13 protein-coding genes and 1 riboswitch are annotated in these 12993 nt (G+C 46.8%); of the genes, 5 read left to right on the top strand and 8 right to left on the bottom strand.

The features are described from left to right. Positions 1-4 precede the first annotated feature (4 nt). Positions 5-922 (bottom strand): site-specific tyrosine recombinase XerD, encoded by a 918-nt coding sequence (gene xerD, locus F894_RS14125; RefSeq protein WP_005248421.1) that lies wholly within the window; start codon positions 920-922, stop codon positions 5-7. Between the two features lie 174 nt (positions 923-1096). On the opposite strand from xerD, the gene F894_RS14120 reads away from it, so the two are divergent. The 5 genes from F894_RS14120 to ftsW all read left to right on the top strand — a co-directional run bounded on the left by F894_RS14120 (position 1097) and on the right by ftsW (position 6247). Continuing rightward, on the top strand, positions 1097-1357 hold the full coding sequence (locus F894_RS14120; protein ID WP_005248420.1) for a FeoA family protein: 261 nt from the start codon (positions 1097-1099) through the stop codon (positions 1355-1357). Continuing rightward, positions 1354-3210 (top strand): ferrous iron transporter B, encoded by a 1857-nt coding sequence (feoB, locus tag F894_RS14115; RefSeq protein ID WP_005248419.1) that lies wholly within the window; start codon positions 1354-1356, stop codon positions 3208-3210. The genes F894_RS14120 and feoB overlap by 4 nt, the downstream gene beginning before the upstream one ends. A 59-nt stretch (positions 3211-3269) precedes the next feature. Beyond that, positions 3270-3521 (top strand): DUF6587 family protein, encoded by a 252-nt coding sequence (locus F894_RS14110; protein ID WP_005248417.1) that lies wholly within the window; start codon positions 3270-3272, stop codon positions 3519-3521. A gap of 162 nt (positions 3522-3683) precedes the next feature. Further along, positions 3684-5030 (top strand): UDP-N-acetylmuramoyl-L-alanine--D-glutamate ligase, encoded by a 1347-nt coding sequence (gene murD / locus F894_RS14105; RefSeq protein WP_005248416.1) that lies wholly within the window; start codon positions 3684-3686, stop codon positions 5028-5030. 20 nt (positions 5031-5050) lie between these two features. Beyond that, a complete protein-coding gene (gene ftsW, locus F894_RS14100) occupies positions 5051-6247 on the top strand; it encodes a putative lipid II flippase FtsW (protein ID WP_004281069.1) in 1197 nt (398 codons plus the stop codon). On the opposite strand, the gene F894_RS14095 is transcribed toward ftsW, so the two are convergent. The 7 genes from F894_RS14095 to F894_RS14065 all read right to left on the bottom strand — a co-directional run bounded on the left by F894_RS14095 (position 6236) and on the right by F894_RS14065 (position 12992). Then, positions 6236-6496 carry a zinc ribbon domain-containing protein gene (locus F894_RS14095; protein WP_005248415.1) on the bottom strand — a complete coding sequence of 87 codons (261 nt, stop codon included), beginning with the start codon at positions 6494-6496 and terminating at the stop codon, positions 6236-6238. The two genes, ftsW and F894_RS14095, sit on opposite strands and share 12 nt — an antisense overlap. 57 nt (positions 6497-6553) lie before the next feature. Continuing rightward, entirely contained in the window at positions 6554-7474 is a 921-nt protein-coding gene (gene gluQRS / locus F894_RS14090) for a tRNA glutamyl-Q(34) synthetase GluQRS (protein ID WP_081401200.1), read from the bottom strand. 2 nt (positions 7475-7476) lie between these two features. Continuing rightward, positions 7477-8004, bottom strand: coding sequence for an RNA polymerase-binding protein DksA (dksA, locus tag F894_RS14085; RefSeq protein WP_004281072.1), 528 nt, complete (start codon positions 8002-8004; stop codon positions 7477-7479). A gap of 210 nt (positions 8005-8214) precedes the next feature. Beyond that, a complete protein-coding gene (locus tag F894_RS14080) occupies positions 8215-9027 on the bottom strand; it encodes a metallophosphoesterase (RefSeq protein ID WP_005248413.1) in 813 nt (270 codons plus the stop codon). Continuing rightward, a complete protein-coding gene (locus F894_RS14075; protein WP_004281075.1) occupies positions 9024-9659 on the bottom strand; it encodes an NUDIX domain-containing protein in 636 nt (211 codons plus the stop codon). The genes F894_RS14080 and F894_RS14075 overlap by 4 nt, the downstream gene beginning before the upstream one ends. Positions 9660-9735: 76 nt before the next feature. Next, positions 9736-11631: a phosphomethylpyrimidine synthase ThiC gene (gene thiC, locus F894_RS14070; RefSeq protein WP_005248412.1), complete on the bottom strand. Its 1896-nt coding sequence runs from the start codon at positions 11629-11631 to the stop codon at positions 9736-9738. An 88-nt stretch (positions 11632-11719) separates the two neighbouring features. After that, positions 11720-11852, bottom strand: a riboswitch (TPP riboswitch). Between the two features lie 108 nt (positions 11853-11960). Next, on the bottom strand, positions 11961-12992 hold the full coding sequence (locus F894_RS14065; RefSeq protein WP_005248411.1) for a hypothetical protein: 1032 nt from the start codon (positions 12990-12992) through the stop codon (positions 11961-11963). Position 12993: the final 1 nt, after the last annotated feature.

Genomic DNA, 12993 nt, shown 5'->3' with positions numbered 1-12993 from the left:
TATTTTAAGCCCGTGGATGATGGGTGGCATGCAGCTGCTGCATCCGTACCTGTGCCACATGGGTATAAATCTGGGTGGTAGACAGATCACTATGGCCGAGCAGCATCTGCACCACACGTAAGTCTGCGCCATGATTGAGTAAATGCGTCGCAAAGGCGTGGCGCAAGGTATGCGGTGACAGTTCAGACTGAATTCCGGCCTGCAAGGCATAACGCTTAATGGCATACCAGAAATTCTGCCGGCTCATGATGCCGCCATGCTGGGTCAGGAACAGATAATCGGTCGAAGTCTTGTACAGTTGCGGACGGGCTTCGTTCAGATATTTTTCCACCCATTCACAGGCCATTTGTCCCATCGGCACCAGGCGTTCTTTATTACCCTTACCGACGATACGTAAATAACCCTGTTTTAAATTGATCAGTTCCAGCCGCAAGTTAATCAGTTCGGTCACCCGCAGTCCGCAGGCATACAGCACTTCAAACATGGCGCGATCGCGCAGCCCTAATGCCGTGTTGATATCCGGGGCGTGAATCAGGGCTTCGACATCAGCTTCGGACAAATCTTTAGGTAAGGCCCGGCCCAGTTTTGGGGTTCTATGTGCAGCCACCGGATTGTCACTACGCAGTTTCTGCTCACGTAAAAATTTATAAAATGAACGCAAGGCAGACAGGCAGCGGGCAATCGAACGTGGACTTTTTTGCTGTTTGGTCAGTGCAATCAGCACATCGGAAATATCATCATGATTCCATTCCGGCAGAGGCTTGCTCAGGCATTCTGCACATTGCACCAGGTCGGACAAATAGGCATTGCGGGTATGCGGGCTGACCGTTTGTGCAATCAGATAATCACGAAAACCCTGTAAATAACTGAACGCATCAGGAATCTGGACAGGGGCAGGAATACGGGGTTTTTTATTCAGCATAAGGTGAAAGGATCTGATCTGAAAAAGCGATAATCGGGATTGGTATTCTCCACTGTAGTTTAATTTTATGACAGTGTCGATGTGGTATAAGGCTAAATCGAAATGTAATTAATCTTATTTGTTAATTATTCTCATTTGTTTGTATACTGTACAAAATAGTTTAGGAATTTCACGGTGCGTTTGTCTGATTTAAAAGCAAAACAAATTGCCATCATTCGAAAAGTGAGTCGAACAACTGATGGTGAAAGTGCTCTACACGATGTCGTTGCGAGTCGTTTGGAAACTTTAGGCTTTGTACCAGGTACACAGGTACAAGTCATTACTAAAGGTATTTTTGGTGGAGATCCCATTTTGATTCAAGTTGGATTCACACGTTTTGCTTTGCGTAAATCAGAAGCAGCCAAAATTGAAATCGAACAGGCGGTGTCGGCATGAGTGATACATTACGTATTGCCCTTGTCGGTAACCCTAACTGCGGTAAAACTTCATTATTCAACCATTTAACCGGAACGCGCCAAAAAGTCGGTAACTATGCGGGTGTGACGGTTGAACGTAAAGTCGGTACCTTTCAGCTTGCCTCAGGCAAAGCAGTACGGGTACTGGATTTGCCGGGAACTTATAGTCTGGATGCGACCAGTCCGGATGAAGAAATCACCCGCAATGTGGTACAAGGTAAAATTGCGGAAGAGCAGGAGCAGGATGCATTTTTGTGTGTGGTAGATGCCACCAATCTGAAATTGCATTTGGGTCTGGTGCTGGAAATGATTGCGCTGGGTCGTCCGGTACTGGTCGTGTTAAACATGATGGATGAAGCACGCCGTCGTGGCATGCAGATCAATACCCAGAAGTTGTCTGAACGTCTGGGCGTACCTGTGGTAGAAACGGTGGCTGTGCGTAATTCAGGCATTGAAAACCTGAAAAATGCATTGGATCAAGGCAAGTATTCTGTACCACAGACTGAGCTCAGTGGCCTGAAAGGTGACAGTCACCAGCGTGTGGAAAACATTCTGAATGACGTCGTCAATTTCGTCGATCAGGAAGATAAACGTACCGATTTTCTTGACAAGATTTTTCTGCATCCGGTATTGGGCTTACTTAGTCTGGCCGTGATGATGTTCGTGATTTTCCAGGCCGTATTTGCCTGGGCTGCGCCGTTTATGGATGGGATTGAAACTTTCTTCGGATGGCTGGGTGAGTTCCTCGGCGAATATATTTCGCACCCATTACTGAATAGCCTGGTGGTGGACGGGATTATTGCCGGTGCCGGTGGCGTGGTGGTGTTCCTGCCACAGATTCTGATTCTGTTCTTCTTTATTTTAGTACTAGAAGAATCTGGTTATTTACCGCGTGCTGCTTTCCTGTTAGACAAGCTGATGTTTAAAGCAGGCTTGTCAGGACGTGCCTTTATTCCGTTATTGTCCAGCTTTGCCTGTGCCATTCCGGGCATCATGGCATCGCGGACCATTAGTGATCCACGAGATCGTTTAACCACGATTTTCGTTGCACCTTTAATGACCTGTTCGGCACGCTTGCCAGTTTATGCCTTGCTGATTGCGGCATTTGTACCGGCACAAACCGTCTGGGGTTTCCTGAATCTGCAAGGTCTGGTGCTCTTCGGTCTGTATATGGCAGGTATCGTAAGTGCTTTGGTTGTGTCTTTTGTGTTGAAATTCTTCCACAAAGATAAATCACAGCACATGCTGCTGATGGAACTGCCAAGCTACCGTTTTCCGGACTTGAAGAACGTTTGGATCGGGTTATTGGATCGCGGCAAAATCTTCTTGAAACGTGTCGGTGGCATCATCTTCGCCTTATCGATTGTACTGTGGTTCTTGTGTACTTTCCCACAGCCACCAGAAGGGGCAACCTTGCCGGCGATTGATTATTCATTGGCAGGGATGCTCGGTCATCTGATGCAGCCGATCTTTGCACCGCTTGGTTTTAACTGGCAGATCTGTATTGCCCTGATTCCGGCGATGGCAGCGCGTGAAGTGGTCGTTGCAGCACTGGGTACAGTCTATGCGATGTCGGCAGTTGATGAAGATGCGATGTCTGAAGGTCTGGCTGCGCTGATCAGTGGTGGAGGTGATCTGGGCTGGTCAGTGGCGACAGGTTTGTCTTTGCTGGTGTGGTTTATTTATGCACCACATTGTCTGGCGACTCTGGCAACAGTTAAACGTGAAACCGGTTCCTGGAAAACTGTCAGTATCATGACTGTTTACCTGTTTGGTCTGGCATATTTCATGTCATTCCTGACTTATCAAATTGCTTCATATTATTTGGGCTAAATCTCAGCTTGGCCTTGGCCAATTGAATTTGCTGCATTGTATAGGTATGGGAGATTGAGATGATTGAAATTCTAATTGTGACAGCGCTGGTGCTTTGGAGCATGCTGGTCGTATTCAAAAAGGTGTTTCCCAACACCTCTAATTCAGTCTTTCAGAAGCTGTCTGATGCCTGTGCAGCCAAGGGTTGGCAGCGTCTGGCCAAATGGCTGCAACCGGGTGTGGCGGCAGGCTGCGGTGGCAACTGTGCCTGTCCGGTTTCAGAAAAAGGTTCAGACGTAAAGCCGGCTCAACAAGCAGTAAAATGGAAATAATTTCCTTTTCTGGCTGAATTTTAAAAGCCGTCATGATCATGACGGCTTTTTTACGCATGGACACAAAAAAAATGTGCAGAAAGGCCAATCAGAAAAGGCATTCAAAACAGCAAAGTGCTACCATTTCGTCAGTTTCAAAATAGACCAAAATATGGGGCGAAAATGTTAATACAACGTGGTGGGTTAAAAGTCGTTGCAGGACTCGGAATATCAGGTGTTGCAGCAGTCAATTTCTTGCATAGTCAGGGCTACCGCGTTGCAATAACAGATTCTAGAGCTAACCCGCCAGGGCATGAGCAGATACCCGCTGAAGTTCAGACCAGTTTCGGTCAGTTTGATGCCGAGCTGTTGTTGTCTGCGGAAGAAATCGTGATCAGCCCAGGACTTGATCCTAAACTTCCTGAAATTCAGGCAGCCATCAACAAGGGCATTCCAGTAGTCAGTGAAATCCAGATTTTACGCCGTGCTACAGACAAGCCAATCGTAGCAATTACCGGTTCTAATGCCAAAAGTACCGTGACGACCTTGATTGGCTTGATGGCAGCGGATGCAGGTAAAAAAGTCGCTATCGGTGGTAACTTAGGTCGTCCTGCGCTAGACCTGACTAAAGACGATCCTGAGCTGTATATACTCGAGCTGTCCAGTTTTCAGCTGGAAACCACCTCAAATCTGGCGGCTGAAGTCGCGGTGGTGTTGAACATGAGTGAAGATCATCTGGATCGTCATGGCGATATGATGGGTTATCACACGGCGAAACACCGGATTTTCCAGGGTGTAAAAAAAGTCGTCTATAACCGTGATGACTCTTTGACCCGTCCTCTGGTGCCAGACGTAACACCGATACAAAGCTTTGGTCTAAATGCACCGGATATGAACCAGTACGGTATTCTCAAGGATACGGATGGCAGCATCTGGCTGGCGCGTGGTCGTGAGCGTCTGCTGAAAAGTACCGAGATGTATATGCAGGGCACGCATAATGTTGCCAATGCCTTAGCCTGTCTGGCGCTGGGTGAAGCGATTGGCCTGCCACTGGAAAGCATGTTGAATACCTTAAAGACCTTTAAAGGTCTGGAACATCGCTGTGAATTCGTTAAAGAAGTGCAAGGCGTACGTTATTATAACGACTCCAAAGGTACCAATATCGGCGCAACCTTGGCAGCACTGGACGGTCTCGGCATGGCCATTGAAGCCCAAGGCGGTAAAGTCGCGATTATTCTCGGTGGTCAGGGCAAAGGGCAGGACTTTAAAGCCTTGCGTGAATCATTAAGCAAATATGCCAAAGTAGCGGTATTAATCGGTGAAGATCGTCCCGTCATTGAAGCAGCGATTGCGGGTACGACTGAACTGATTCATGCGGACAGCTTGCAGCAGGCAGTAGAAATCTGCCAAAAGCACACTCAGGCACATGATGTCGTGCTATTGTCTCCTGCATGCGCAAGTTTTGATATGTTCTCGGGTTATCCTGAGCGTGGTCGCAAGTTTGTTGCGTATGTGAATGAACTCAATTAAGAATAACAAGGATTCGTGATATGGCTGGGTTTGCTCAGACTACGATCAATAAATTAAATCAATTTTATACGCAGTGGATACCTAGAATACCTGCTGAAGTGAATCCACGGAATGTATTGATTTTCTGTGTGTTGGCTTTGCTCTGCATTGGTTCGATCATGGTGGCATCGGCCTCGATGCCCTATGCAGAACGTATGCATGAAAATCCGTTTCACTATATTAGCCGACATGGGATTTCGATTTTTGTCGCTGCCGTAGCAGCTTTTCTGGCTTATAAAATCCCCTTAAAAGTCTGGTTTAATAACACTTTCTTTTTGTGGATTATTACCATCGTACTTTTGGTGGCCGTGCTATTTGTCGGGACGGAAGTCAATGGTTCCAAACGCTGGATTCGGATCGCAGGCTTTACCTTACAGGCTTCGGAAGTCGCCAAAGTGATGATGGCAATTTTTACTGCAGACTACGTGGTGCGCCGTGCGGAAGAAGTACGGAATAATATCAAGGGTCTGGTCCGTTTAAGTGCCATCATGGGTGCTACCGTCGGTTTGATTATTCTCGAGCCTGACTTGGGTGCAACCGTGGTAATTACCTTAACCATGCTTGGCGTGTTCTTTCTGGCGGGTGCGCCGTGGATTCAGTTCGGTGTGGCTTTTATGACCTTGGTCGGCGCATTTGCTGCCGCGATTCTGTTGGAACCGTATCGTCTGCAACGTCTGCTGTCTTTTTCGAATCCTTGGGAAGATCCCTTAGGCACCGGTTATCAGCTCTCTAATGCCCTTATGGCCTTTGGCCGTGGGGAATGGGCAGGGGTAGGCTTGGGGCATAGTATCCAGAAAATGTCTTATTTGCCTGAGGCGCATACCGATTTCATGCTGGCAATTTTGGGTGAAGAATTTGGCTTTTTAGGCATTTCAACCATCCTGATCTTGTCCTTCACCATGCTGGTTTGCTGTATCCGCATTGGACACCGCGCCTTGCAGCATCAATATTTGCGTGCCGGCTATCTGGCTTATGGCATCAGTATCATTTTCCTGTTACAGATTCTGGTGAATGCCGGTATGAATATGGGCATGTTGCCGACCAAGGGTTTGACCTTGCCATTTATTAGTTATGGCGGTTCATCCCTGATTATCTGTGCGGTCATGATCAGTCTGATTCTGAAAATTGATTCGACCACGCGTCAGGTCAATCCAAGCCGCGAAGAATCAAGCTTCTAGATTGGAGTTTCGTCCTGGCTCTGTCTGAGCATGGTCCAGTACCGTGCTCGGCATTGCGGTTCCACAATTGGAACAGGTCACAAAAGCAGATTTAGGCTTGGAAAGTGGAATCAAGGGTATAAAAAATAAAGAAAAATAATTACGCTGCTGTTTCAGCTCATAGCCCGAACGAGTACGGCAGACCGGACACAGAAACTGGCTTTTCTCAATGGTTTTGGTTTTAGGGCCGACGCCAAAAATAAAAAACATACTCTTCTTCCTATCAATTTTTCATTCTAGAAGTCTAGCTTAAGTGAAAAGCTGTTTTTATAAATAGTGACCTTGTAGCTCAGTTGTATGTGGAATCCGCTCAATGTCCCATTGTACTACCGCCTGTTGCAGCATCCGATCGGGAGTGTCCAAATCAACTTCAGCCTGATGCAAAGCCTGAAGTGCCTGTTTTAATAATTGGGGTGCCTGAGTTAAATCCAGTGCTTGGGCCAGATTCTGTTTTGATAGTTTTTGCCCCTGATCATTCATTGCCAGTGGCAGATGCATATAGCTCAGACGCGGATAACCGAGTAACTGTCCCAAATAGATTTGTCGTTCGGTATTATCTAAAAGATCAGCCCCACGTACCACATGCGTCATACCTTGCAGATAATCATCGACCACTACAGCCAGCTGGTAATTAATAATGCCATCACGACGTTTTAAGACAAAGTCTCCCAGATCTTTCTTCAATTCTGAACAGTGCCGACCTTGCAGCCGGTCTTCAAAACAGATTTCAACATCTTCAACTTTTAGGCGAATGGCTTGATGCTCAAAAGCCAGACCCAAGTCGCGGCAGGTATCCTGATAGATATGATTGGAACCGAGCATTTTACGGGTGCATTGGCAGGCATAGACCAGACCTTGCTGACGCAATTGCTGGATGACGTCTTCGTAAATATCTAAACGGTCTTTCTGAAAAATGATTTCGGCATCAGGTTCAAGCTGAAAGGCATCTAGGGCACGCAAAATATGCTCTTCGCTGCCGGGATAAATACGAGGAATATCGGTGTCTTCAACCCGAACCAGCCATGTGCCTTGATTGGCTTTGGCATCGCAGTAACTGGCAACTGCGGTAATGAGGGAGCCAAAATGCAAAGGGCCGGTTGGCGATGGCGCGAACCGACCCACATAAGCCATCCTGTTGTGCCCCTCCTTTTTTAAAGGAGGGGTTAGGGGAGGATTATTTACAGACATGCTTAACCGTTATTTTGCTTCTCTTTGATTTCTGCAAGTGTTTTGCAGTCAATACATAAAGTAGCCGTTGGGCGTGCTTCTAAACGACGCAAGCCAATCTCGATACCACAAGTTTCACAGAAACCATAGTCATCATTCTGGATTGCTTCGATCGACTGTTCGATTTTACGAATCAGTTTACGTTCACGGTCACGGGTACGTAACTCAATCGCAAACTCTTCTTCCTGAGTCGCACGGTCATTCACATCTGGAAGAGCAGTATTTTCGTCTTGCATCGTATTCAGGGTACGATCCACTTCTGACATCAACTCAGCTTTCCAAGCCAGCAAGATTTGGCGGAAATGCTGAAGCTGACCTTCAGACATGTATTCTTCATTTTTTTTAGGTTGATAAGGTTCAATACCAAATAAGCTAGCAGTAGAACCACCGTCAGTCGTTTTAGGCTTAGATTTGCGTACGCGCTTTGCAGCTTTCTCTTCTACAACATCAGTTTGATTGTCTAAGACTTGATTTTGGTTGTCATTCGCCATTTAGGGCATTCCTCATCTATGCGTATGATTGCTACGCAAAAAATATGGTGATATGCAGTTTTTTATCCACCCTTTAGAAAGATTATCCTCCTATGGGGGCCGTCATCATATAGACTTTTTATGCTTATTGATAGTCTTTGATGTCTGGACTATGCATATCACATTTCCTTTGGTTGCAATAAAGTAATGCAAAAAAAACAAATTGAAAAGTTAATAACCTGAAATTTCGGTATTAATATTTTGCTGGCTCAATGCCACCCGTTCAATATAGGTATCAAACTCACCATTTTGTTGCAAATGTAATACACGATAACCTGGTGCCGCCTGATCTAGCGCGAAATCTTCACTTTTAGGTTTAAACTGCACACTGGTCGATGGCGTGGATAAAAAGTAGATGCCATGCCATTCGTTGCAGGAATCCTGATGCACATGACCAAACAGAACCAGCTTGATATTATGATGCCGAGCCAGTACATCTTTTAAATCTTCAGCATTTTTCAGCCGGTGCTGATCAATCCAGTACGATTTCATCGCAAAAGGATGATGATGGCAAGTGACAATGACATGCTGATGTTTAAATTCAAGCAATAATTGGTCCAATTGATCGAGTTGAGCTTGTTCCACCCAGCCATCGATCTTGCCTTGAACGGCACTATTTAACAGGATCATGGTCCAGGTGCCAAAATGAATGGCATGTACCTGATTCGCATGCTGGTGAAAAGGGAACACCCGAGAATCGTCATGGTTACCTGGAATCTGATAATACGGCACGTTTAAAGACTGGACAAATGCTAAATAGCGTTGATAAGTCTGCTCGACCGGCACCTGTGCCAGATCACCGGTATGAATCAGTGCATCCATTTGGGGAAAGCGCTGTTGGATCTGCTGCATCACCTCGTGAAAACTCTGCTCGGGATTCATCCGGGCAAATTCCAGCTCTTCCCGATCCATCAAATGGGTATCAGAAATCTGGATAATGGTCCAATCTGGCTGTGTGTTTATGCTTGACTGCTGAAAACTCATGTCTTTCCCCTTAGACATATTCCTGCAGTATGAATATGTTGTTGCAACCATTGCAAGGCCATAATGACAGGTGCATTTCTTAAGCGACCATTCGTGAGCAAGGACGGAATATCAGCATAATCCAGAATATGCAGCTGGATATTTTCACCTTCATCCGGCATGCCAAAAATACCGCCCTGTTCAGGCAATTCGGTCTGCGCCACATATAAATGAAATAATTCGGAACATGCCCCGGCGGACGGATAGAAGCTGAAAATGTGCTGCAGCTCATCCAGGGTACAGCCTGATTCTTCGAGTGCTTCGCGACGGATGCATGTTTCAGGCGCTTCATCGCCATCCAGAACGCCAGCAATTACTTCGAGTTGCCAAGGAGAGTCGATATCATCCAGTCCGCCAATCCGGAACTGTTCGATCAGGCCGAATTTCTGCTGTTGATGATTGTACATCAGCACACCCGCTGCTTCTGGCCGATGAATCAGCTCACGTTGCAAAATAGGGGTTGAGCTTTCCTGATTAAATAAACGGTGTTTCAGGCTGACTTTTTCTACCTGAATAAATCCCTGGTACAAGAACTCACGTGCCTCTACGCTAAAGTCTTTTTTATTATAAGAGGCCTGTTTAATAATATTCATATGCTCAGATAGAATGAATTGATTTATTTTCATCCTATCTGAGTTTTTTTTGAAGACAACTGTTTTTTTTACAGTTTTATAGTTTGTGGTATAAATTTTGACCAGAGTTGTGGAAGCTGGCTTTCATCTGATTCATGCCGGCTTCAATTTCGGCCTGAGAGCTTGCCGGCTGATCAGGATTGGCCTGTTGACTGGCATAATCACGAACATTCTGGCTAATCTTCATTGAACAGAACTTCGGTCCGCACATGGAACAAAAGTGCGCAGATTTATGCGCCGCTTTCGGCATGGTTTCATCATGCATGCTGCGCGCCGTGTCCGGATCCAGACTCAAGTTAAACTGGTCTTCCCAGCGGAACTCAAAACGGGCTTTGGACAGGGCATTATCCCGCGCTTGTGCACCCGGATGACCTTTGGCCAGATCGGCTGCATGCGCGGCAATCTTGTAGGTAATAATGCCATCTTTGACATCCTTTTTATTGGGTAAACCGAGATGCTCTTTAGGTGTGACATAACACAGCATTGCGGTACCGTACCAGCCAATCATCGCAGCGCCGATGGCTGAAGTAATGTGGTCATAACCCGGTGCAATATCCGTGGTTAAAGGCCCCAAGGTATAAAATGGCGCTTCCTTACAGACTTCCAGTTGCAGGTCCATATTTTCCTTGATCATATGCATCGGGACATGACCCGGGCCTTCAATCATCACCTGAACATCATGCTCCCAGGCGCGGTGGGTCAGCTCGCCCAAGGTTCGAAGTTCGGCAAACTGCGCTTCGTCATTGGCATCCTGTACACAGCCGGGACGCAGACCATCGCCAAGACTGAAAGACACATCGTAGGCTTTCATGATCTCGCAGATTTCATCGAAATGGGTATACAGGAAGTTTTCCTGATGATGTGCCAGACACCACTGCGCCATGATCGAACCGCCACGCGATACGATACCGGTCAAACGGTTGGCAGTCAGCGGTACATATCTTAAAAGCACGCCGGCATGAATGGTGAAATAGTCCACACCTTGTTCAGCCTGTTCAATCAGGGTGTCTTTAAAGATCTCCCAGGTCAGGTCTTCGGCCACACCATTGACTTTTTCCAGTGCCTGATAGATCGGTACGGTTCCAATTGGTACAGGAGAGTTGCGGATAATCCATTCACGGGTTTCATGAATATTCTGGCCGGTCGAGAGGTCCATAATCGTATCTGCGCCCCAACGTGTCGCCCAGGTCATTTTCGAGACTTCTTCTTCGATACTTGAACCGAGTGCAGAATTACCAATATTGGCATTGATTTTGACCAGAAAATTACGCCCGATGATCATCGGTTCCAGTTCCGGATGATTGATATTGGCCGGAATAATCGCGCGTCCTGCGGCGACTTCCTGACGCACAAATTCTGGGGTAATTTCAGTCAGGTTTTTTGCACCAAAATTCTGGCCCGGATGCTGGCGCATATCGACACCATCGAGTTGGCGCAGGTTTTCACGAATGGCGATGTATTCCATTTCCGGTGTGATGATACCTTGTTTGGCATAATGCATCTGGGTGATATTGCGGCCACGTTTGGCTTTACGTGGTTTTTGGATATGCGCGAAACGGATCGCGGCGGTGCGGATATCACGTAAACGCTGGCGACCAAATTCAGAACTGAGCTGATCCAGAATTTCGCTATCGTTGCGCTGTTCAATCCAGCTTTCACGAACATTCGGCAGACCTTTGTTCAGGTCAATCGTCACGTTGGGGTCGGTATACACACCCGAAGTGTCATAGACCATCAACGGTGGATTATGTTCGCCGCCCAGACTGGTCGGGGTTTCACTTAAGGAAATTTCCCGCATGGGTACCTGAATATCAGGACGGGAACCTTGCAGATAGACTTTACGTGAAGCGGGTAGAATTCGCGTTAAATCGCGTGCTTCCTGTTCATGAGCGGAGAGAGAAGTTTCAGAAGAAAGATTCGTTAACTGGTTCATGGCTATGATCCTTATGAATGACATCAACGAATCAAGCACGACCAAAAACGTAGGCAGATTTATCCTGAACAGATAAAGCAAGGGCTGGGTTTTTAGCTGGCTTGATTCCTACGCAGGTATTAACCTGATCAGGTTCAACGGTACTCATGCTCAATTCCTGATAAAGATAAGAGGAATCACATGATCTCAGCGAGGCATTACTCGCGCTCCGTCAAGCGAGGCTAAAGCTTAGCTCAGTTTAGGCAGAATAAACAGGTCTAAATCGCTCAACTTTAAGCGAGGATTGATTTAGACATGGTCCTACTGATTGAAGGTGAAACTGATCCCAACTAGATACAGATGGCATCGGTAAAGCAGTCCTTATCGTATTTTTGTGAGGGCGGACTGATCTGGGCATAGTACAGAATCTGTTCTGCTTCCGAACGGTTTCTATAATCGGCAGGCAAGGTTTGCTGGCGCTGTTCCGGAGTCATGTCCAGAAATTCCAGAAACAGGCGTGCCTGTGTGGACAGCGTTGATTTCTGGCCACTCGACAGCCCGATAATGGTTTCCAGATGACTGGTATCCACGGCATAACGATCGTGATAATCTTCAGACACCGGCGATTGCTCGGTACCTCTAAACAGGAAATAGGTGTATTGCTTCAGCAGATATTCGGCATCGCGTTTATAACTACTATTCGGATAAGTCTTGAGATAGTCTTCCCAAAGCAGACTACGTGCTGCAATATCAGCGGCTTCAATCTGCAGGCGTTTTTCCACCAGCACCGGTTCCATATTCTGTTCCGCCAGATTTTCAATAAAGGCTTTTTCAGCGGCCGGTAAATAAGGGGCAAAAATACGCGCCAGATATTCCGGACTGCGGCGATAATGTAAAGTGCCATCCCCCAGATCCAGCAGTTCTACATAAGCCTGCCCCTTGTGTTTTAACAGATACTGGTCACGTGAGGTGAGCTGTTGAAAATGCGCATGCTGAATGGTCGGATGCTGGGCCATTTCCAGTGCATACTGCTCAAAGGCGCGTTGCTGGAACTCGGTGCGATCCACCTTTAAAAAGCGCTGATACATTTCGGTAGAGCGCTGCATCAGGTGCTTCTGCTCCGCCAAGTCCATCAACGGCAGGCACACTTTAAGATCCTGATTAATCTGCTCCAGCGCAAACGTCGTGCGCTGGTCATTAATCTGGGACATATTTTTTTCAATATTCTGGCACATGAGGCTAAAGTCACTGACTGGACTTTGCGTTTGCTTCGCCTCAGTCTGTTCGACCTGGATCTGTGGATCTGAGGGCTGTTGGCAGCCCCCAAGAAGCAGCACGCTACCAGCAAGCAAACAGGCTTTGAATATCGACGGGAATGGCATT

The sequence above is a fragment of the Acinetobacter sp. CIP 51.11 genome (assembly GCF_000369665.1).
In the GTDB taxonomy this organism is placed as follows: domain Bacteria; phylum Pseudomonadota; class Gammaproteobacteria; order Pseudomonadales; family Moraxellaceae; genus Acinetobacter; species Acinetobacter lwoffii_S.
Note: the sequence above shows the minus strand (reverse complement) of the source record. Positions and strands in the feature narration are given on the sequence as shown.